This window comes from Nitrosomonas sp. Nm84, from assembly GCF_003201565.1.
In the GTDB taxonomy this organism is placed as follows: Bacteria; Pseudomonadota; Gammaproteobacteria; order Burkholderiales; family Nitrosomonadaceae; genus Nitrosomonas.
In genome coordinates, this window is sequence record NZ_QJJP01000003.1 from 102,418 (window position 1) to 123,218 (window position 20,801).

Consider the following 20,801-nt stretch of genomic DNA (forward strand, 5'->3'; position numbering starts at 1 on the left):
AGGAATCAATCCTACGGACATCGCGGTTACTCGTGATACCAACAACCTATTTCTCGCATTAAAAAACACCAGTGAAAAGATCACAGTAACCAACTATTTTTATCAAGATGCCACAACTTCGTATGTGCTCGATGCGATCGAATTCAGTGATGGCACCAGTTGGAATGCAACGACGCTTAAAGCCATGATACTCACTGGAACTGCAGGCAATGACACGCTGTACGGTTTCGCATCAGACGATACGATGAATGGATTGGGCGGCGATGATGCGCTAAATAGTGGTGAAGGTAACGATACCTTACTGGGTGGCGCCGGCAATGATTCCTTGTATGGAACAGGTGGAAACGATACATTGGATGGCGGAGACGGTAACGATACACTCATTGGTGGTGCCGGCAATGATACGTTGCGGGGAGGCGTTGGAGCCAACTACTTAACAGGCGATGATGGCAGCGATATTTATTTGTTTGCAATCGGAGATGGAAACACCAGTATCAACAACTATGAAGCCAGCAGTGCATCTCCTGATGTATTGCGGTTTATGCCAGGAATCAATCCTACGGACATCGCGGTTACTCGTGATACCAACAACCTATTTCTCGCATTAAAAAACACCAGTGAAAAGATCACAGTAACCAACTATTTTTATCAAGATGCCACAACTTCGTATGTGCTCGATGCGATCGAATTCAGTGATGGCACCAGCTGGAATGCAACGATGCTTAAAACCATGATACTCACTGGAACCGCCGGCAATGACACGCTGTATGGTTTCACATCAGACGACACGATGAGCGGATTGGGCGGCGATGACACACTCAATGGTGGAGAAGGTAATGACACTTTGATAGGTGGCTTGGGGAACGACTATTTACAGGGTACAGGTGGGAATGATGTTCTGGATGGTGGAAATGATAGTGACACACTCTTTGGCGGCGATGGCAATGACACCTTGCTGGGTGGAGATGGCCAGGATGCCCTGTATGGAAGCGCTGGCAATGACATATTGGATGGCGGATTAGGCGCAGGTGATTATTTATCAGGCGATGCAGGCAATGACGTCTATTTATTCGCGACCGGAGACGGCAATACCACCATCAGTAACTATGACACGAGTGTTGGTCACAATGACGTTTTACGCTTTGCATCGGGTATTAATCCAAGTGGAGTTTTGGCGACGCGCTCAGGTAGTGATCTGAGGCTAACCGTACAAAGCACCGGCGAAATCATTACCGTACAGAATCACTTCGTAAGTAGCAACCAATATATGCTCAATGTCGTTGAGTTTACGGACGGTACCAGCTGGAACAGCACTGCATTGGCTTTGATGGTGCTGACTGGAACCGCGGGCGCTGACAATATCACTGGATTTACCACCGATGACACACTCAACGGTCTGGCTGGTAACGATGCGCTCTCTGGTGGCGACGGCAATGACACTTTGCTGGGCGGAGATGGTCAGGATTATCTATACGGCAACGCAGGCAATGACATATTGGATGGCGGATTAGGCGCAGGTGATTATTTATCAGGCGATGCAGGCAATGACGTCTATTTATTCGCGACCGGAGACGGCAATACCACCATCAGTAACTATGACACGAGTGTTGGTCACAATGACGTTTTACGCTTTGCATCGGGTATTAATCCAAGTGGAGTTTTGGCGACGCGCTCAGGTAATGATTTGCGGTTAGCGGTACAAAGCACCGGCGAAATCATTACCGTACAAAATCACTTCGTAAGTAGCAACCAATATATGCTCAACGCCGTTGAGTTTGCAGATGGCACCAGTTGGAATAGCGCCACACTTGCTCAAAAAGTATTGCAAGGTACCGCAGCTGCCGACAGCATCACCGGATTTGCTAGCGATGACACCATGAATGGCTTCGGTGGTAATGACTATCTGTATGGTTTAGAAGGCAATGATATCTTAGACGGCGGTACAGGACAGGACTATCTATATGGTGGTACTGGTAACGACACATATTACGTGGATAGCGCCCTTGACATCGTTACTGAGAACCTTAATGAAGGTATGGACACGGTCAATATCAATCTAACCTATATATTACCAAATAATGTAGACAATCTTATTCTATCTGGCACATCGACTATCAATGGCACCGGTAATGATCTGGCAAACACTATTATTGGGAACACCGCCACTAACCAGCTTAGTGGTAATGCTGGTAATGATACGTTGGATGGTGGCATAGGCACAGATACACTAGACGGCGGATTAGGTGATGATGCATTAACCGGTGGTACAGGTAAAGATATCTTTAAATTCACTACGGCGGGTAATACTGACACGATTACTGACTTTGTTGTGATCGATGACACGATCAGACTAGAAAACGCTGTATTTAAGAAACTAACGACGACGGGCACTCTAGGGGCCAGTCGATTCAAGATCGGTACCCAAGCACTGGATGCTGATGATTACATTATTTACAACAATGTAACCGGCACATTGCTATACGATGCAGATGGCAATGGAGCAGGTGCTGCTGTTCAGTTTGCCGCAATAAGTGTTGGATTAGGCATGACCAATGCGGATTTTGTGGTGATCTAAATTAACAGGCTGTTGGAAAATGTTTTCGAAGCAGCCAATGCCCGAGAAAAACAGTCGAGAAAGCGTATGCGTAATAAATGAGCATTTGAGCTTGTTCTTAACACCGTAACGGCAATGCAGATAGTTTTCTTGCGCTTGTTAAGTAATTGTTAAGAAACAGAACGCCTGATTTAATCAGGCGTTCATAATATCGCTCTCACATAGTGGTTTTTATGCCCACTCAAAGCAACAAAGAAACAAATTACGCAATCAAACCCAACAATCGCCGAGTCTCTTTCTCATCCAATTCCAACCACTGTCCGCGTTTAATGCGTGGCGGCAAATTGATCGGACCAAAACGCACGCGCATTAAGCGGCTGACTGACAGTCCAACTGCTTCAAACATGCGTCGTACTTCACGATTCTTACCTTCTTTCAGGATGACGCGATACCAGTGATTGATCCCCTCGCCGCCTTGCTCGGCCAGATAAGAAAAAGCCGCGCGACCATCCGCCAAATCAACGCCCGTAGTCAGCTGCGCCATCTGCTCGTCAGTCAGTTTTCCCAATATCCTCACCGCGTATTCACGTTCCATTTCAAAACGTGGGTGCATTAGCCGGTTTGCCAGTGCACCGTCGGTGGTAAAAATGAGTAGACCGCTGGTATTAAAATCCAATCGCCCAATGGCAATCCATTTGGAAGACCGCAAATGCGGTAGCTTATCGAACACCGAAGGCCGGCCTTCCGGATCATGGCGACTGACGATTTCGCCTTCCGGCTTATGATACAGCAGAACCTTGGGCAAGCTTTCTTGCGGATTCAGCCGGATTACGCGTTTACCGATACGCACGACATCACTCGCACCAACTCGATCGCCCACTATGGCAACTTTGCCGTTCACGCTGACTTCTCCGGTGGCAATCAATGCTTCCATTTCCCGCCGCGACCCCAATCCTTTCTGCGCCAGGAGCTTTTGCAGCTTAACCGTGGCAGTTGTTAATACATTTGGGGATATGGGTGTTTGAACTATCGGTTTGGGTTGTGAAACAGGTACTTTCTTCTTTACCGGCCTGGTTGGCCTCTTAACTTTCATGGGTATGTCAATCCGGGAATATGCTCACAATAAAAACCACCATCTAACAGGCCGATGAAAAACTATCTGCGTTGCCGCTACGATGTTAAGAACAAGCTCAAAATGCTCATCTATTATGCATAAACTGCACTTTTCTCCTGTTTCTGCCTTGTATCGGCTGCCTCAAAAACGTTTTTCAACGGCCTGCTAATAAAACCAAATAAGCAATTTTAAACTATTAAGTACCTCACCTTGCGCTTATCGTTAGCAATTGTTGAAATTCCGATACAAAAAGCCTATTTCAAACGAACACAACCATTATAAAATTGACGTCTTTCCGGGCATAATCCGGTGACAATAGATCCCAAAATACTGACCCATCGCTCAAGTGATTTTAAACAGAAAAATATGCCAGCAACTACAATCCCGCTTTGTACAAAGCCATATACAGCACCATCCTGGTTACCTGGAGGAAATGCCCAAACGCTTTACCCTTATTTCAATAAACCTGCGCAGCTTTTCACGTATCGACGTGAGCGCTGGGAACTCGATGACGGCGATTTTATCGACGTGGATTGGGTGGATGGATCGACTGACGCGCCGCTGGTGATATTCTTCCATGGTCTCGAAGGCGGATCATCCAGTCACTATATTCTGAGCATCATCAATGACCTAAGAAATTATAACTGGCGCAGTGCCGTGATTCATTTCCGCGGTTGTTCCGGCATACCTAATCGGCTGTCGCGAGCTTATCATGCGGGTGATTCCGTTGAAATTGACTGGATGTTGCAGCGACTCATAAACCAGACACAAGCAGTAAGCGCCACTCAGCCAATCTATGTCATTGGTGTATCGCTCGGCGGCAATGCACTGCTGAAATGGCTGGGTGAGAAAGGGGAACACGCCAAAGAAATAGTGGACGGTGTGGCTACTGTGTCCGTACCACTTGATCTGGCTGCTGCCGGTTCAGCATTAGACACTGGCTTCAACCAAGTGTATACACGCCATTTTCTGGATACTCTCAAGGACAAAGCATTCGATAAACTGGCGCAATTCCCTGGATTGTTTGATGCCAAAGCACTCAAAAAATGTTCATCGATTTATGATTTTGATAATTTGGTCACAGCACCGCTGCACGGTTTCAAGAATACCGATGAGTATTGGCGGCTATCGAGCAGTAAGCAATGGCTGGGACATATCAAAGTCCCCACGCTGGTGATTAATGCACGCAACGATCCTTTCATGTCGGCATCGGCATTACCGTCTCGGCACGAAGTATCCTCCGCTGTCACGCTGGAATTTCCACCAGAAGGCGGTCACGCCGGATTCATGCAAGGCCCATTCCCTGGAAAATTAAGTTGGCTGCCTAAAAAGATACTCAGCTTCTTTTATCACAACTGCCAGCTAAATGGACGCTGATCGATACGTATGATGGAACTCGGTCATCGTGTTTTCCGGTAAAATGCATCAGAAAATGCAAAAACGAAGCATTAAAACGGAGTGATGAAATGATCGCTTATCCCCCCATTAACTATTTGAATGATCTTACGATTGATCAAATAAATTCTGCAATACCACTTACTTTTGCACAGTACATACCGCCCATTAACGGTTTTGGCGATATGTTGAATTGGGATTTTAGAGCTTTCTTTTCTACATCAGTCAGCAATACCGGTGCGCGCAATATGTTTGCCTTTGAAGGCACCGCAGGCGCGACCTACGATATATTCAGCCAGAGCTTCTTTGATCCGTTTGTTTTGCAGCTTTTCGATGAGCAGGGCAGAATGATTGCGACAGACGATTCCAGCGGCGCTGCTGGCACTGACCACATTCGCTTTATGGCGTCCCATGACGGTATCTATTACGTTGATGCATCATGGCGCCAAGGTTTTGCAGATATTGATAAGTATGCTGTCATTACTGCCTATGAAGATCTTGATACCATACCGTCAACTTTTCCAAGCTCATCCCCATCAGTTTCTGTATTTAGCCCCACAAATTCTGCGACAGATGTATCCGTCGACAGCAACATTGTCCTGACATTTAGTGAAGCGATCCAAAGAGGTTCGGGATCGATTGCGTTAGTAACCGCTGACAATGTATTAGTAGAATCTTTTGACGCCGCATCCAGCAGTAATCTATCGATCTCGGACAAAACACTGACCATCAATCCAACCAATAATCTATCCAACAATACGCAATACTTTGTCACGCTGGAGTCCAGTTCTATTAAAGACTTGACCGGTCACGGCAACGCTCAAATGGCATCCTATAGTTTCACCACCACAGCACAAACGCCTGGCACAAACGCCGACAGAATTTTTGACTGGGGAGAACGTCAATATCCAGATTTATTCTCAGATCACCCGGAATCGCAGGACGTATTTGGTTATCATGCCCGCATCTATTCCAATGGTAATGCGCTCGGCGAACAAAACGATCATATTTATTTTTATGATGGCGGCACGAGGGATATCATTCTGGTCGGCACGACAACCGATTTCCTGCCGCAGGCAATCGCAGCAGGCTACTAGTAGGCCGTATGGATTATTCTCGTTAAAAAAACTATCTACGTCGCCACTATCAAACAGGCTCAAAATGCTCATTGATCACACAGAAACTGCACTTTTTCGCCTGTTTTTGCCTAACACCAACTGAAAAACAAAAAGATAGAGAAAACTGTAATGACTCAACAAAATCTGAAATTATTCGGCATGGAAGCGGCAAAAGGCCGATGGATATTTGTGCTGGTTGGGCTGTTAATCAATGTTTGCCTGGGATCCATTTATGCCTTCAGTGTTTTCAGAAAACCTCTGGAAACTTTATGGGAAATCACGTCGAGCCAGAGCGGTTACCCGTTCATGGTTTTTCTGGCGGTATTTGCGATTACAATGCCGTTGGCAGGCAATCTGATCGCCCGATGGGGCCCGAAAAACACAGCGATGCTGGGCGGTTTATTGTCGGGAACCGGGTGGATTGCGGCAAGCTTTTCTGCGGATATTGCAACTTTGACTATCTTGTACGGCGTTATCGGTGGTGCCGGAGTCGGCATCGTGTACGGTTGCCCGATTGCCGTGGTCGCCAAATGGTTCCCGCAACAAAGCGGATTGGCAATCGGCTCAACTGTAATGGGCTTTGGCGTATCGGCATTGTTGATCGCGCCGCTTATGAAGGCAATGATCCATCATCCGGAAATTGGCATACTGCATACGTTTTTGTACCTAGGGATCGCGTTTGTAGTGATCGTCACGCTGTTGGCACAGCTATTGCGTTTTCCATCCGCCGAGTGGGCATCAGCGGAAATAACGACAACATCCACTGTAACGACTGCAATACCCTCCTTAAATCTCAGCCGGCAGGATATGCTCAAAAGCGGTAGCTTCTATGCGCTATGGGCAACATACACGATCGGTTGTTTGGCTGGATTGATGGCAATCGGCATTGCATCCCCGGTCGGAACCGAAATAGCGAAGCTGGACGCAACAATGACTGCATTTGCCGTTTCATTGTTTGCAGTATTTAATGGTCTCGGGCGACCGATATTTGGTGCTGTAACCGATAAGCTGGGGCCTAAGCATACCGCAATGGTTTCATTTGCCATGATTCTTGGCGTCTCGCTATTGATGTCATTTTTCGGGCAAGATAACGCCCTGCTATACTTATTTGCATTCTGTGTGCTGTGGATGTGCCTGGGCGGATGGTTAGCGATTGCGCCGACATCCACCGGTATATTCTTTGGAAAAAAGCATTATGCGCAGAATTACGGGCTGGTGTTTACCGCCTATGGTGCCGGTGCCATCCTGGGAACACTGCTATCCGGCAATATCAAAGATATCACCGGCAGCTATTTGAACACCTTTCCAATCGTCGCAGGGCTGTCAATACTTGGAATAATTATCGCCGCGATTGGATTAAATCCCGTCAAGCGCCAATAAGCCAGCTACACTACAATGTTGGAGACCGTTATCATAATTAAGGTTGAAGTAAGGTAGCGAACTCCAGCGTAGCCGTTGACCGGAATGAATAAAAATGCCACTGCAATCGCTGCACGTCCGTCGATGGCTGGGTGAATAAACGACTCCGCGCCAAGATCGCGGAGAATCACAAGTTCAGTATATTCGGTCAGTTGTGACTCGGATCGGACCATAAATAGACTGTCCACCCATACCTTCAGAGACCACAATGCATGATTAACAGCTATCCATTCTTCAAAGTTGGCATAACAAAAAAGCTGTTGTTGAGAGTGTTCAACTTCGCGCATAATCTATAAGATGCGTGGCTTTTATACAATTTGACCGAAGTGAGTGGTTTTTCAACAGCCATTTAACAGGCTGTGAATGATTTTTCAGGGAAGACTATTTATTATGCCTCGAACTGGCGCTTTACTCCCGCTATCGCGTGAACACCATACATCATTAGTGATGGCGCGTGCCGCCCGGAAAGCGGCGGACAGCAATGACGGTGTTGCTTGTACGGCGGTAATAGCGCGCATCGAAGCGCATTGGCATGCACTGATGGCAGCGCATTTTGAGCAGGAAGAGCAGCTCATTCGGCTTGCGGCAGAGATACTTGATCCTGAGTCCGTAGCACGCATTCTTGCCGACCATGCAGAACTGCGCACGCTTGCCTGTGGGCCCTGTATGCTAGAGCCCATAGAGCGCTTATACCGGTTTGCCGATCTCGTCGTTGCTCATGTGCGTTATGAGGAGCGCGTGCTTTTCCCACAGCTGCAATTGCATCCTGGCATTGAATCTGCGGACATATTTAACTCGATTAATTCAGAGAGGTAATACGTGTGAATTTTCCTGATTTTTACGAACAAGCCCCGGTCGTGCATACCTACGACGCATTTGCCGCTACGCTGGGCGCTGCCCACAATGGTCTGCTCGATTATCATTACGTAGATGCCGTGCGTCTGGCTGGGCATTCTTGTCCTACTGTTGCCGGTGCATTTCTGATCGGACGCGCGGCACTGGCTGCACTTTATCCGGACGGCCCCGCGGAGCGCGGCAATATTGCTATACATATGCCGGCTCCACAAGATGAAGGTGTCACTGGAGTCATGGCGCAAGTGTTGACGCTGATCACCGGCGCTGCTGCCGACAATGGCTTCCAAGGCATGCGTGGGCGTTTCAAACGCCAAGGCTTACTCAGCTTTGCACAACACCGCGAAGGCGACGCGATTATTTTCAAGCGCCTTGACAACAACGCACGCGTGGCTGTAACACTCGATGTTTCTTTGATACCTGCCGACCCTGCTCAAGGAGAACGCTTGATGGCCATCTTGCAAGATTGCGCTGATGCCTCTCAACAAGCTGCTTTCGCCGATGCCTGGCAAGATCGCGTGCGGCGATTATTGCTCGAATTTTCCGATGACCCACGCGTGATACGAATCACACCGATGAATTGATCAATCGGAACTGCATTGGATTCTTTGAAGATACCTACTGAGCTATAATCCGCCGATATGGCGCTATAAAATGACTTTTATTATTTTCTGTTACGTGAATAACTGCTGTATATTTAAATTTTTGTCCGGAATATAAAACTATGGGATGGCAAGGCTGGTTTACGCTGAGTTTATGTGTTGGAGTACTGGCAACACTCGTTTTTACACGGATTGGCCCTCATTTGGTCATGATCGGAGCGCTGACAATACTCAGTGTTACTGGAATTCTGAGTAGCGCCGACGCGTTAAGCGGCTTCAGTAACTCGGGTTTGATTACAGTTGCAGGCATGTTTGTTGTGGCCGCAGGTATGCATGCCTCAGGCGCGATTGATTTGCTAGTAAACACGTTATTAGGCAGACCTAAAACGCCGCGTGCTGCACTTTCTCGAATGTTCTGGCCGGTTGCATTTTTAAGCAGCTTTCTTAATAACACCCCAGTTGTCGCTACGATGATTCCGGCTATTTATAGTTGGTCGCGCAAAATTGGCGTTCCACCGTCCAAGCTGATGATTCCGCTGAGTTATACGGCTATCCTGGGCGGCACAGTAACATTGATTGGAACCAGCACCAATTTGATCGTCAATGGTCAATATCAGGTGCTTACCGGCGAGCCCGGTTTCTCTCTGTTTTCGATAACGGCTGTCGGTTTGCCCGTTGCCATTGCCGGTTTTATATTAATGTGGTTATTATTCCCTAAATTACTGCCAGACCGAACACAAGGCCAGGTTTTCTCCAATCTGCGCGAATTTACGCTGGAAGTTTCCATTGCACCCACTGGTCCTTTGGTCGGAAAAACGATCGAAAAAGCTGGATTAAGGCATTTGCAACGCGTTTATCTGATTGAAATTGAGAGGAATGGTACCGTACTTACGGCCGTTTCTCCTGAAGAAATATTGCAAGGAGATGATAGGCTGGTGTTTGCCGGCGATACCGATGCCATTTCGGATTTGCTGCGCATCAACGGCATTGTGCCGTCAGCTGAGGAAGGACAAGCACAGACATTCACCGAGCGGCATCCTGAGAGACGCTTGGTTGAGGCTGTCGTATCACCGCACTGTACCGCAGTGGGATTTGCTATTCGCGATGCACGCTTTCGTGCCCGCTACGGTGCTGCGGTACTCGCTGTAGCGAGAAATGGCGAGCGTATCAAAGGCAATCTCGGTAGCATCATACTGCAAGCGGGTGATACGTTATTGCTGGAGGCACGGCCAGCTTTTGTTACTCGCCAACGCTACAACAAGGATTTTTTGCTAATTAATGATCTGAACACTGAAACGCCACGTCATGAACGCGCATATCTCGCCTGGGCTATTCTTCTGGGCATCATTACAGCAGCCAGCTTTGAAGTGATCACCATGTTGAATGCTGCACTTGTTGGTGCTGGCCTAATGATCATTACGGGCTGCTGTTCGGCCAATCAGGCAGAAAAAAGCCTTGATTTGACAGTCATTATTACCATTGCAGCATCATTTGCTTTAGGTATGGCATTGGAAAAAACTGGGGTTGCTAAATATTTAGCGGAGAATATCGTCGATTTGAGTGGCGGTACACCTTGGCTTCTGCTGATTCTGACCTATATCACCATTTCAATACTCACAGAACTCATTACCAATAATGCAGCGGCGCTTTTAATGCTGCCCATTGTGTTGGAGATCACTGAAAAAGCCGATTTAAATAATGTGCCTTTTGTATTTGCCATCATGATGGCTGCTTCCGCCAGCTTCGCAACCCCCTTGGGCTACCAGACTAACATGATGGTTTATGGCCCCGGTGAATATCGTTTTACGGATTTCCTGAAAGTAGGGATACCGATGAATACAGTAACAGCCATCGTTACCATTACGGTACTGCTAATCGGTTGGCCGTTGACCAAGTAAAGTTTGTTGTCATCAAATCAAACCGGATATTTTGCTGGGGCCTTCTGCAATCGCTATAGACTCCTTTGTCATGGTGACATGAATATGCTACGTGTGTATGCGTATTGCTGCGTCAACATTGCCTCTGTTGACGCATTCTTCCAACACCTGTTCCCTTTATAGAACTACACCTTCATATGAAAGCCAAATGATTATCGACTAAAGCCGATAGTCGTTTGGTCAGCAGCCTTTACTACACACTACTTCGTGCACTTCTACGCGATTAAAGCACTACAAGCACCTATTACGATTACGACACACGGCGCATTATATTAGTTGACCAAATCAATCGGGTATTGTATAGTTGACTGAATTAATCGGGTATTACAATCCATTCTTTACAACCAACCCTACTCGATTTTTAATAGGAGCTAAAAATGCGATTAACAACAAAAGGTAGATTTGCAGTAACAGCATTACTTGATCTTGCTTTGCAACAAAGTAGTCATCCAGTAACGTTAGCGGATATCAGCCAGCGGCAAAAAATTTCCTTGTCTTATTTAGAACAGTTATTTGCAAAACTGCGCCAATCCGAACTTGTTGATAGCGTGCGTGGCCCTGGAGGTGGTTATTGCCTTGCGAAAGAACTAGATAAAGTATCGATCGCAGACATTATTCTTGCTGTTGACGAACCAATTGATGCAACACAATGTGGCGGCAAAGAGAATTGCCATAACGATGGAAAGTGTATGACACATGACTTGTGGGCAAAATTAAATGACCTGATTTTTGAATATCTCGGTGCGGTAACATTGAAGGAATTGGTTGATAATCAAATCAATCATCAAAATGAGTCCGTTGTGCCGCTTCTTGATATGCGGGAGTCGGCCGCTGCATATATCAATTAAAAACTCATATAGAATTACATTCAGGGATCTTGATAATTTTACACAAATGAAAAATATCGCGGTGGATTAATGTCATGCCAATTACGTTAACTGAAAATGCCGCAAAGCACATCCAACAGCAACTCGTAAAACGAGGTAAAGGAAGTGCGTTTCGGATCGGAATCAAGAAATCTGGTTGTTCAGGATTTTCTTATGTGTTTGATTATGCCGATGAGATTTTACCTGATGATCAATTATTTGAGTCCCATAAAACTAAAATTGTTGTAGATATAAACAGCCTTCCTTACGTGGATGGATCGCAAATTGATTTCGCCAAGGAAGGCCTCAACAGCGTTTTCAAGTTTATCAATCCCAATATTGATAATACATGTGGCTGTGGTGATAGTTTCAGCGTAAAAGAATCTACTAAGATTTGATCAATAACAGGTTCTTTTGCGACATACTCTCTGTTTACAAATGGAATAATCCGATTGTCGGACAATTAAGATTATAAGATATCTGCTCCAAACTAAAGATACTAAAATAAAGGAATAAACCAAATGAGCGCAGTATTGCAAAGTCTGGTTAATCAACCGTATAAACATGGCTTCGTGACTGAAATTGAGTCTGACATTGCACCTAAAGGACTCAATGAAGATATTATTCGATTAATCTCGACCAAAAAGAATGAACCCGAGTGGCTCTTGTCATTTCGCCTGAAAGCCTACCAGAAGTGGCTGGCAATGACTGAACCCGAATGGCAGAATGTTCATTATCCCAAAATTGATTTTCAGGCCATCAGTTATTATTCAGCACCGAAACCAAAGAAAAAATTGGCCAGCATGGATGAAGTTGATCCTGAATTGCTGCGCACATTCGAGAAGCTCGGCGTACCCATGCACGAGCGTGCAGCACTTGCCGGTGTGGCTGTTGACGTCATCTTTGATAGCGTTTCAGTGGCAACCACCTATAAGGAAAAACTCGCTGAAGTAGGTATTATTTTCTGCTCTATTTCGGAAGCAGTACAAACGCACCCTGAGCTTATCCAAAAATATTTAGGATCTGTTGTTCCAGTCGGTGATAACTACTTTGCAGCATTGAATTCTGCAGTGTTTACCGATGGTTCTTTTTGTTTCATTCCCAAAGGTGTTAAATGCCCAATGGATTTATCCACCTATTTTCGTATCAATACGGAAGGATCCGGGCAATTTGAGCGAACATTGATTATTGCGGAAGAAGGTGCATCGGTCTCCTATCTCGAAGGCTGTACCGCGCCTAGATTTGACACGAATCAGCTGCATGCCGCCGTGGTTGAATTAATCGCATTGGATAACGCTGACATTAAATATTCAACCGTTCAGAATTGGTATGCCGGCGATGAAAATGGTGTTGGCGGCATATTCAATTTCGTCACCAAACGAGGATTGGCCAAAGGTGTTAATTCCAGAATTTCTTGGACACAAGTGGAAACCGGTTCGGCCATTACTTGGAAATATCCATCGTGTATTTTACGAGGTGATAACTCGGTCGGTGAATTTTATTCGGTAGCCGTCACAAACAACCATCAACAGGCGGATACCGGCACCAAGATGATTCATCTTGGAAAAAACACGCGCAGCACTATCGTCAGTAAAGGCATTTCATCGGGACATTCGAACAGCAGCTATCGCGGTCTTGTACGCATTGCTCCGACCGCAGAGAATGCGCGCAACTATTCACAATGTGATTCCATGCTGATCGGCGATCAATGCGGCGCGCATACCTTTCCATATATTCAAGTGCATAACAACAGTGCCAAAGTTGAGCATGAAGCATCGACTTCCAAAATTGGTGAAGATCAGCTTTTTTATTTCTCTCAACGCGGTATTGATGCAGAGGAAGCGGTTTCAATGATTATTAATGGATTTTGTAAAGATGTGTTTCAACAATTGCCGATGGAATTTGCAGTTGAAGCCACAAAGTTACTGAGTTTCAAGCTGGAGGGCAGTGTCGGATGATTGATAAAAATAGTACAACCATTCTTTCTGTTCAAGGACTGCGCGCCAGTATCAACGGTACAGAAATTCTGAAAGGTATTGATCTTACGGTTAAAAGTGGAGAAATACACGCCATTATGGGTCTTAATGGATCTGGAAAAAGCACTTTTGCAAAAGTACTCGCTGGCCATTCAGCGTACGAAATCACCGGAGGATCGGTTCAATTTGAAGGTAAAAACCTATTGGAACTGCCTCCTGAAGAACGCGCTCGCGCCGGGCTATTTTTGGCTTTCCAATATCCTATTGAAATTCCTGGGGTCGCTAACACGCAATTTCTTCGCCTTGCCTACAATACCGTACAAGGGCAGCGTGGCAAAGAAGAATTGGATCCACTTGAATTTGATGATTTTGTGCGTGAAAAAATGAAATTACTGGACATGAAACCTGATTTCCTGGATCGCAGCGTCAATGAAGGTTTTTCCGGCGGTGAGAAAAAACGTAATGAAATTTTGCAAATGGCATTACTGGAACCCAAGCTCAGCATTCTGGATGAAACCGATTCAGGATTGGACATTGACGCACTTAAAATTGTAGCCAATGGCGTCAACCAAATCGCCAATCCAAGCAACGCAACGATTCTGGTGACGCATTATCAGCGCTTGCTGGATTATATCGTACCCGATTTTGTGCATGTCATGCAGGCAGGTCGTATCGTTATGACGGGTGGCAAGGAATTAGCACTGGAGCTGGAAACACGAGGTTATGACTGGATCAGTGCAAATAAACAATCCGTTGCCGGAGTCGTCGCATGAATGGAATAGCCCACACCAATTACCTTGAGTGCTTGCTTAAATCATGGTCGACAAAACCCACCGAATCGCTATCCTGGTTGGGTCAATTACGCGCTCGGGCCATTGATCGTGTCAGTACGCAGAGACTACCCACTAAACGCGATGAAGAATGGCGCTTTACGGATATTTCATCATTAGTTGATTTGCCTTTTCAACCGTCACAACCTGACAGTAACCTGCAAGTGCAGGATATTGAACATCTATGTGTGAAAGAAGTAAAAAACCGTCTGGTGTTTGTTGATGGCCATTATTCACCGCAATTATCAACCGTTATCGACTCCACAGCACTTGTGATTGGCAACTTGCCGACATTCTTATCCACACATGCGTCGACTCTGGAATCCCACTTGGGACAATATGCCAAATTTGACAACAATGTATTTACCGCATTGAACACAGCATTCCTGCGGGATGGCGCATTGATATGGATTCCAAAGAATGCTGTCATTGTTGAACCCATCCACCTGTTATTCATTGCCACCCAAAATGAAGTCACCAGCTATCCGCGCTGTTTATTGGTTGGCGAGCCCGGCAGCAATGTAACGCTGATTGAAGATTATGTAGCGCTTCAGCAAGGAGCCTACATCACCAACTCAGTGACAGAAATCAGTCTGGCTGCTAATGCACACGCCAAGCACATTCGCATTCAACGAGAAAGCACGCAAGCTTTTCATTTGGCAAATTGTGCAGTATCGCTGGCTCATGCCAGCAATTATCAATCTACCAGCATTACACTGGGATCGCAGATTTCCCGCTACAACCTGGATGTTCGATTAACGGATGAGGCGGCAGAATGTACTATTGACGGATTAACTCTGATTGCGGATCGTCAACTGGCCGATACGCACACCTGCATCGACCATCTTAAGCCTAATGGCACCAGCCGGCAACAGCACAAATGCATCGTCGATGACGCAGCGCATGCTGTATTTAATGGAAAAATCATGGTGCGCCCGCATGCGCAACACACCAACTCATCGCAATCCAGTCGCAACCTGTTACTCAGTAAGACAGCGCAAGTGGACACTAAACCACAATTGGAAATTTTTGCCGATGACGTTAAATGCGCACACGGCGCAACAGTCGGACAATTGGATCAAGAAGAGATTTTCTATCTAGAAAGTCGTGGCTTATCAGAAATAGCTGCGCGCAATTTATTAACATACGCATTTGGTGCAGAAATCATCAGTCGTATTCCCGTTACTTCGCTCAGGCAACAATTGGAACGGACTGTTCTTAGCCAAACCCAGAGTAACTAATCATGAATCCAGTTAATGCTTCTCTGAAATCAGAAATATCTTCCGATTTTGATTGGGAAAAAATTCGCGCTGATTTTCCGATTCTTAAACTCAAAATAGATGGCAAGCCGCTTGTTTTTCTCGACAATGCCGCATCCAGTCAAATGCCGCAACAAGTCATTGACCGTCTGGTGCGGTATCAGACCACGCAACATGCCAATATCAATCGCGCTGTCCATTATTTATCCGAAGTTGCCACGCTGGAATATCACAATGCGCGTTGCAAGCTTCAACAATTCATCAATGCGCGCGAAGACAGGGAAGTCATTTTTACCAGCGGCACGACCGATTCCATCAATCTGGTCATGCACGGTTATGGACGTAAATTTATCAAAGCTGGCGATGAAATTATCCTGACCACTTTGGAACATCATTCCAATATCGTACCGTGGCAGATGTTGGCAAATGAGAAAGGTGCAAAAATTCGCGTTGTCCCGATCAATGACAAGGGCGAACTGGAAGTGGATGAATATGAGAAATTGTTCAATGAACGCACCAAGTTTGTTGGCTTAATTCATGTATCGAATGCGCTCGGCACGATCAACCCCATCAAACGCATGATTGACTTTGCCCATCAGCATGGTGTTCCTGTTCTGATCGATGGCGCACAGGCAGCGCCGCATATGGCGATTGATGTACAAGCACTGGACTGCGATTTCTACACCTTTTCTGCGCATAAACTCTGTGGCCCAACGGGAGTAGGCATACTCTATGGCAAAGCTACTTTACTGGAAGCCATGCAACCCTTTAAAGGCGGTGGCGATATGATCGCTTCCGTCACTTTTGAAAAAACCATCTACAATACCATTCCGCACAAATTTGAGGCCGGTACACCGCCTATCGCCGCCGCCATTGGTTTTGGCGCTGCTGTTGATTATTTGACAGCGATTGGTATCGAGAATATTGCTGCCTATGAATCCACCCTGCTTGATTATGCAACGGAATGTCTGAATGCGATTCCAGGTGTCAAAATCATTGGCACGGCGGCAGAAAAAACAGCGGTCATTTCCTTCACCATCGACGGCATTCATCCGCATGATATCGGCACCATCCTGAACCAGGATGGCATTGCAGTGCGCACCGGACACCATTGCGCACAACCTGTCATGCAGCGTTTTAATGTTCCAGCCACTTCCCGTGCCTCATTCGCCTTCTACAATAAAAAAACAGAAGTAGACGCCTTAGTCGCCGGCATTAAAACTGTCCAAAAGGTTTTTTTATAATGCACACCAATTCACTCTATCAGGAAGTCATACTCGACCATAACCGCAAGCCGCGTAATTATGGCAAACTGGATTGCGCCAGTCACCATGCAGTAGGTCATAACCCGTTATGTGGCGATCGTTTGGATATTACACTACAGCTTGAAGCTGATCAGATCAATAACATCGCATTTCAGGGCGAGTCCTGCGCGATCTGCAAGGCATCCGCATCGATGATGACGGCTGCAGTGAAGGGTAAATCACGCTCGGATGCAGAAACACTGATTCATGAGTTTCGTGAATTGGCCATCGGCAAATTGGATATCAATCATCCGCACCACCTTGGACGCTTAACAGTTTTTTCCGGTATACGTGATCTGCCAACACGCGTCAAATGTGCGATTTTGCCGTGGCATACCCTGCATGCCGCGCTCAATTCTATCGCCGATGCATCGACTGAAGCCAATAACGATCCGGTACAGACGGTAGTACCAGGTAATTCCTAGTTTACGAAAAATAACACCCGATATTGGATTTGCGCATATCTATTTATCCATTCAGTCTTATATGTAAATAATAATTTTCCTGATAACTTTTTCATAATTCAGTATTAAAACTAAAATGCCAAAAATTGCTGATATTGAAGGAACACCGAACAAAAACGCTTTAAAGTTTATCCTCAAAGAACCATTAACCTGGGGAGTTGCACGATCGTACGACAATGCCGAAGCCGCCAAAGATGACCCGTTGGCGTCTGCACTCTTTGATATCGACCATGTCACCAACGTGTTTTACATTGACCAATGGATCACCGTCACCCAGGATGGCGATGCCAATTGGCAAGACCTGGCGCGTGAAATTGCCGATCCCATTCGCGCAGCACCCGCCGCTTCAGCGCAATCTGCTGAAACAGTTGCTGCCGCCAGCAATGCACTTTCCGACTTAAGTCCGGAAGATCAATTACGCCTGGAAAGAATCAATGTGCTGTTGGATGATGAAGTGCGCCCCTACCTGCAACATGATGGCGGCGATTTACATGTCTTAGGACTCGAAGGCAATATCTTACGTATCCATTACCAAGGCGCCTGCGGCACTTGTCCCAGTTCCATATCGGGGACGCTCAGAGGCATTGAAAATATGTTAAAAACCATCGAACCTGATATACAAGTCATTGCCAGCTAGGCCGCGATTAACTTCAGAGGATCAATCAGGGCAAAGCTTAGCTTCAAGAAATTCCTTTGCATTTTCGGTCAAGTCGGACAAAGTAAACATGCTTTCTAGTGGTATTTGTATGGATTGCCATTGATACACTTTGATGAGTGGCTATTCGCAGCTTTCTTAAAAGGACTGTTTATGACTGTAGCTATAAGAAAAAGTACGCAGGATCTCAATCAACGAAAGCGGTTCCTGCGCCAGCAATTACGGCTTCATCCCTAACCGAACAGGTCCGCAAGATTCGTTTTAATCTCATTTTAGTCATACCTAACTCCTGCAGAGAGACGATGTAATTATTCATGACGGTGCGTGAGTATGGATGCTCCGCACCTACGCTTTCGATGAGTATTACCAACGCACGTCGCATCAACGGTTCGGCATCAGCCAGCCTGTTAGTTGCCTTAAGCAGTTGCGCCAGGTTGTTGAGGACACTTGCAACGTTCGGATGATCCTCCCCGAAGCTCGCCTCATCAATGGCCAGCGCGCGGCGCATCAGCGGTTCGGCTTCTCTATAAAGAGACTTGGTAAGATACATCAAACCCATCTGATTCATTAGTCGGGCGGTGGGTGTTGTCATCCCAGCGGCATCGGCGTATTCGACCACTGCTTGTGCATGCGGTAGCAGTGGATTTAGGACCGGCCAATCCCGCACATCCTGAGGATCACCAATGAATGCGGCATCAAGCCATCGCAGCGTTTCGGTTAATCGGATATGTTCCGGATCCTTGTATTGGCGCCGCGTGACATCCTGCACTAAGCGGTGTACGCTGAAGCTATCATTGGTACGTGTAACTAATGAATAGGACTCCAGTTCGGCCAGCGCAGTAAATGGATCGGTTTCAATCCTGCCATCCGGTATCGGCATCTCAAGCAGTGATTCCGGGATCGGTGCAGGGCTTATCCATGCCACATGTTGCAGCAATTGCTGAGCAGATTCAATGAGTTGGTCAAAGCTAGTTTGCCACGTCACAGCAACACTTTTCGGATATTGCATCAGGCGTGAATCACTCCAAGTCAGAACGATTTCACGCTGGCTATGCCATTTCTTCAGATAGTCGGCAATGGAGAGACGATTTCGCAAGATATATGCGCTTGCCTGCTCCAGCGCCAAAGCTAGCCCATCGAGCGTTTCTGCTAGAACGCTAGCTTGAACATTGTCATCCGATTGTTGGCGTCGCCTGGCAGCGGTGCGATCCAACAGAAACTCAGTGGCAGCATTGACGGATAGAGTATCCACAGGCAAAACCACCAAACTACCGCTCCAGTTAATCTGTCGGCTGGTTACCAGCAAGTGCCCGCCAGATAATTGCGACAGCAGGTTTTCAACCGCAATTGCGGCTTCTTCCGTATCGACGTTATCAAAAATCAACAGCCAGCCAGGATTTTGCCGCAGCCATTTGAGGGCGGCATCGCGCTGCCTGTTTTCATCGGTCTCAATCCGCTCATCCAGTTCGAGGAGTCGGCATAACCCTGCGAGATTGCGATGCAAGGCTTCCGCACTATCAGCCACTACAAACAAATCGACAAGAATAGTCCTCAGCATGACACCAGGCATATTCTATAGCGATGCGGGTCTTACCAATACCGCCAAGACCACTCAGCACTCGCGCAACAGCCATTTTATTAGCAGAATCCGGAACGGGACCGAAACTGCGATTCAAGTCGTCAAGCAAAGCTTCTCTGCCTTTGAATAATCCGCCAATGCTGGCCAAAGGAAGATTACTAGGTTTCTTGAATGAGCCTACTTTTGCAAGAATTTCATGCAGTTTTGAGCGAAGTATTTCTACTGCCAGTCGATCAGCGCTGACAAACTTGATTTCAGGATAGCGCTCAATAGCTGCCAGGCGCTCGAGGTGTTGCTGTTGATGGTTGCGTTGCTCTTCAATCAACACATACTTCTCATCACGCATGGTGCCCGGTTCGGGTACTGCGATGATCAACATTTTGCGGTGATACAATGCCAACCAAGCTTCCCATTGCGTATAAGAAAGTGACTCGACGCCAGACCCAAGAAAAGGACTTAGCGGTGGCAATCGTTTACCAATATCAGGGTAACGTTGATTTATGATACTTAGCGAGGGGCTTTGCGCCATTGCACCGGTCATGTCACCGATCAAATGAACTATCGCATCACATTGATTAATGTAATCATCAAGCTTATCCAGAGTCTCCGTGCCGGTTGCGATGAAGTCCTCCTGCACTTTGACCGTAACGTTGGGGCGCTCAAGATCGTGCCGCAAAGCGTCACGGTAGCTGCGGAATTCCGCGCTAACAGTGGATAGAAAAATGCGAATTTGCGTCATAGTATTTCGCTTTGTGTCAGCTATGGATAGCCCGATTAATTCTTACAGTTTATTAATCATACTAAGAGATAACAAATAGTCGGGCAATACTGCAAATGCATACATCTTATTCAGTTTAATGCCATCTTCACCCCGAAC

General features: G+C 46.5%; 19 protein-coding genes. 15 read left to right on the forward strand and 4 right to left on the reverse strand.

What is annotated here, in order from left to right; translation table 11 throughout:
* Window positions 1-2,575, forward strand: a 2,575-nt coding sequence (locus C8R34_RS16390; protein WP_309146173.1) for a calcium-binding protein, incomplete at its 5' end; no start/stop codon positions are given.
* Between the two features lie 241 nt (window positions 2,576-2,816).
* On the opposite strand, the gene rluB is transcribed toward C8R34_RS16390, so the two are convergent.
* Window positions 2,817-3,647 carry a 23S rRNA pseudouridine(2605) synthase RluB gene (gene rluB, locus C8R34_RS02815; protein ID WP_110337637.1) on the reverse strand — a complete coding sequence of 277 codons (831 nt, stop codon included), beginning with the start codon at window positions 3,645-3,647 and terminating at the stop codon, window positions 2,817-2,819.
* Between the two features lie 387 nt (window positions 3,648-4,034).
* On the opposite strand from rluB, the gene C8R34_RS02820 reads away from it, so the two are divergent.
* The 3 genes from C8R34_RS02820 (at window position 4,035) to C8R34_RS02830 (ending at window position 7,561) form a co-directional block, all read left to right on the forward strand.
* Window positions 4,035-5,045, forward strand: coding sequence for a YheT family hydrolase (locus tag C8R34_RS02820; protein ID WP_110337754.1), 1,011 nt, complete (start codon window positions 4,035-4,037; stop codon window positions 5,043-5,045).
* An 89-nt stretch (window positions 5,046-5,134) separates the two neighbouring features.
* On the forward strand, window positions 5,135-6,160 hold the full coding sequence (locus C8R34_RS02825) for an Ig-like domain-containing protein (protein ID WP_110337639.1): 1,026 nt from the start codon (window positions 5,135-5,137) through the stop codon (window positions 6,158-6,160).
* Window positions 6,161-6,310: 150 nt separating this feature from the next.
* A complete protein-coding gene (locus C8R34_RS02830; RefSeq protein WP_110337641.1) occupies window positions 6,311-7,561 on the forward strand; it encodes an OFA family MFS transporter in 1,251 nt (416 codons plus the stop codon).
* 5 nt (window positions 7,562-7,566) lie between these two features.
* On the opposite strand, the gene C8R34_RS02835 is transcribed toward C8R34_RS02830, so the two are convergent.
* Complete coding sequence (locus tag C8R34_RS02835) at window positions 7,567-7,887, reverse strand: hypothetical protein (protein ID WP_110337643.1); 321 nt, start codon at window positions 7,885-7,887, stop codon at window positions 7,567-7,569.
* Between the two features lie 103 nt (window positions 7,888-7,990).
* Here C8R34_RS02835 and C8R34_RS02840 point away from each other — a divergent pair, with 103 nt between their 5' ends.
* The 11 genes from C8R34_RS02840 to C8R34_RS02890 all read left to right on the forward strand — a co-directional run bounded on the left by C8R34_RS02840 (window position 7,991) and on the right by C8R34_RS02890 (window position 18,327).
* Window positions 7,991-8,416 carry a hemerythrin domain-containing protein gene (locus tag C8R34_RS02840; protein WP_110337645.1) on the forward strand — a complete coding sequence of 142 codons (426 nt, stop codon included), beginning with the start codon at window positions 7,991-7,993 and terminating at the stop codon, window positions 8,414-8,416.
* A 5-nt stretch (window positions 8,417-8,421) separates the two neighbouring features.
* Window positions 8,422-9,036, forward strand: a complete 615-nt coding sequence (locus C8R34_RS02845; RefSeq protein ID WP_110337647.1) for a hypothetical protein — start codon at window positions 8,422-8,424, stop codon at window positions 9,034-9,036.
* A 140-nt stretch (window positions 9,037-9,176) separates the two neighbouring features.
* The gene (locus C8R34_RS02850) at window positions 9,177-10,952 is read left to right on the forward strand and encodes an SLC13 family permease (RefSeq protein ID WP_110337649.1); all 1,776 of its coding nucleotides are present in this window, start codon (window positions 9,177-9,179) and stop codon (window positions 10,950-10,952) included.
* 416 nt (window positions 10,953-11,368) lie between these two features.
* A complete protein-coding gene (gene iscR / locus C8R34_RS02855) occupies window positions 11,369-11,839 on the forward strand; it encodes a Fe-S cluster assembly transcriptional regulator IscR (RefSeq protein ID WP_110337651.1) in 471 nt (156 codons plus the stop codon).
* A 74-nt stretch (window positions 11,840-11,913) separates the two neighbouring features.
* On the forward strand, window positions 11,914-12,255 hold the full coding sequence (locus C8R34_RS02860; RefSeq protein WP_110337653.1) for an iron-sulfur cluster assembly accessory protein: 342 nt from the start codon (window positions 11,914-11,916) through the stop codon (window positions 12,253-12,255).
* A 123-nt stretch (window positions 12,256-12,378) separates the two neighbouring features.
* Window positions 12,379-13,815, forward strand: coding sequence for a Fe-S cluster assembly protein SufB (gene sufB / locus C8R34_RS02865; protein WP_110337655.1), 1,437 nt, complete (start codon window positions 12,379-12,381; stop codon window positions 13,813-13,815).
* Entirely contained in the window at window positions 13,812-14,606 is a 795-nt protein-coding gene (gene sufC / locus C8R34_RS02870; protein WP_110337657.1) for a Fe-S cluster assembly ATPase SufC, read from the forward strand. Before sufB ends, sufC begins: the two co-directional genes overlap by 4 nt.
* Entirely contained in the window at window positions 14,603-15,904 is a 1,302-nt protein-coding gene (gene sufD, locus C8R34_RS02875; RefSeq protein WP_110337659.1) for a Fe-S cluster assembly protein SufD, read from the forward strand. Before sufC ends, sufD begins: the two co-directional genes overlap by 4 nt.
* Before the next feature lie 2 nt (window positions 15,905-15,906).
* Window positions 15,907-17,166, forward strand: a complete 1,260-nt coding sequence (locus C8R34_RS02880; protein ID WP_110337661.1) for a cysteine desulfurase — start codon at window positions 15,907-15,909, stop codon at window positions 17,164-17,166.
* A complete protein-coding gene (gene sufU / locus C8R34_RS02885; RefSeq protein WP_110337663.1) occupies window positions 17,166-17,651 on the forward strand; it encodes a Fe-S cluster assembly sulfur transfer protein SufU in 486 nt (161 codons plus the stop codon). The genes C8R34_RS02880 and sufU overlap by 1 nt, the downstream gene beginning before the upstream one ends.
* A 115-nt stretch (window positions 17,652-17,766) precedes the next feature.
* On the forward strand, window positions 17,767-18,327 hold the full coding sequence (locus C8R34_RS02890; protein ID WP_110337665.1) for a NifU family protein: 561 nt from the start codon (window positions 17,767-17,769) through the stop codon (window positions 18,325-18,327).
* A 205-nt stretch (window positions 18,328-18,532) separates the two neighbouring features.
* Here C8R34_RS02890 and C8R34_RS16620 read toward each other — a convergent pair whose 3' ends face one another.
* The gene (locus C8R34_RS16620) at window positions 18,533-19,903 is read right to left on the reverse strand and encodes a tetratricopeptide repeat protein (RefSeq protein ID WP_207896429.1); all 1,371 of its coding nucleotides are present in this window, start codon (window positions 19,901-19,903) and stop codon (window positions 18,533-18,535) included.
* A complete protein-coding gene (locus C8R34_RS16625; protein WP_207896428.1) occupies window positions 19,863-20,663 on the reverse strand; it encodes a DUF4062 domain-containing protein in 801 nt (266 codons plus the stop codon). The genes C8R34_RS16620 and C8R34_RS16625 overlap by 41 nt, the downstream gene beginning before the upstream one ends.
* Window positions 20,664-20,801: the final 138 nt, after the last annotated feature.

Excerpts from the sequence above, each read along its gene's own strand:
- rluB (WP_110337637.1), bottom strand. The coding sequence starts at position 3,647 with ATGAAAGTTAAGAGGCCAACCAGGCCGGTAAAGAAGAAAGTACCTGTT.
- C8R34_RS02820 (WP_110337754.1), top strand. The coding sequence starts at position 4,035 with ATGCCAGCAACTACAATCCCGCTTTGTACAAAGCCATATACAGCACCA.
- C8R34_RS02825 (WP_110337639.1), top strand. The coding sequence starts at position 5,135 with ATGATCGCTTATCCCCCCATTAACTATTTGAATGATCTTACGATTGAT.
- C8R34_RS02830 (WP_110337641.1), top strand. The coding sequence starts at position 6,311 with ATGACTCAACAAAATCTGAAATTATTCGGCATGGAAGCGGCAAAAGGC.
- C8R34_RS02835 (WP_110337643.1), bottom strand. The coding sequence starts at position 7,887 with ATGCGCGAAGTTGAACACTCTCAACAACAGCTTTTTTGTTATGCCAAC.
- C8R34_RS02840 (WP_110337645.1), top strand. The coding sequence starts at position 7,991 with ATGCCTCGAACTGGCGCTTTACTCCCGCTATCGCGTGAACACCATACA.
- C8R34_RS02850 (WP_110337649.1), top strand. The coding sequence starts at position 9,177 with ATGGGATGGCAAGGCTGGTTTACGCTGAGTTTATGTGTTGGAGTACTG.
- iscR (WP_110337651.1), top strand. The coding sequence starts at position 11,369 with ATGCGATTAACAACAAAAGGTAGATTTGCAGTAACAGCATTACTTGAT.
- C8R34_RS02860 (WP_110337653.1), top strand. The coding sequence starts at position 11,914 with ATGCCAATTACGTTAACTGAAAATGCCGCAAAGCACATCCAACAGCAA.
- sufB (WP_110337655.1), top strand. The coding sequence starts at position 12,379 with ATGAGCGCAGTATTGCAAAGTCTGGTTAATCAACCGTATAAACATGGC.
- sufC (WP_110337657.1), top strand. The coding sequence starts at position 13,812 with ATGATTGATAAAAATAGTACAACCATTCTTTCTGTTCAAGGACTGCGC.
- sufD (WP_110337659.1), top strand. The coding sequence starts at position 14,603 with ATGAATGGAATAGCCCACACCAATTACCTTGAGTGCTTGCTTAAATCA.
- C8R34_RS02880 (WP_110337661.1), top strand. The coding sequence starts at position 15,907 with ATGAATCCAGTTAATGCTTCTCTGAAATCAGAAATATCTTCCGATTTT.
- sufU (WP_110337663.1), top strand. The coding sequence starts at position 17,166 with ATGCACACCAATTCACTCTATCAGGAAGTCATACTCGACCATAACCGC.
- C8R34_RS02890 (WP_110337665.1), top strand. The coding sequence starts at position 17,767 with ATGCCAAAAATTGCTGATATTGAAGGAACACCGAACAAAAACGCTTTA.
- C8R34_RS16620 (WP_207896429.1), bottom strand. The coding sequence starts at position 19,903 with ATGCTGAGGACTATTCTTGTCGATTTGTTTGTAGTGGCTGATAGTGCG.
- C8R34_RS16625 (WP_207896428.1), bottom strand. The coding sequence starts at position 20,663 with ATGACGCAAATTCGCATTTTTCTATCCACTGTTAGCGCGGAATTCCGC.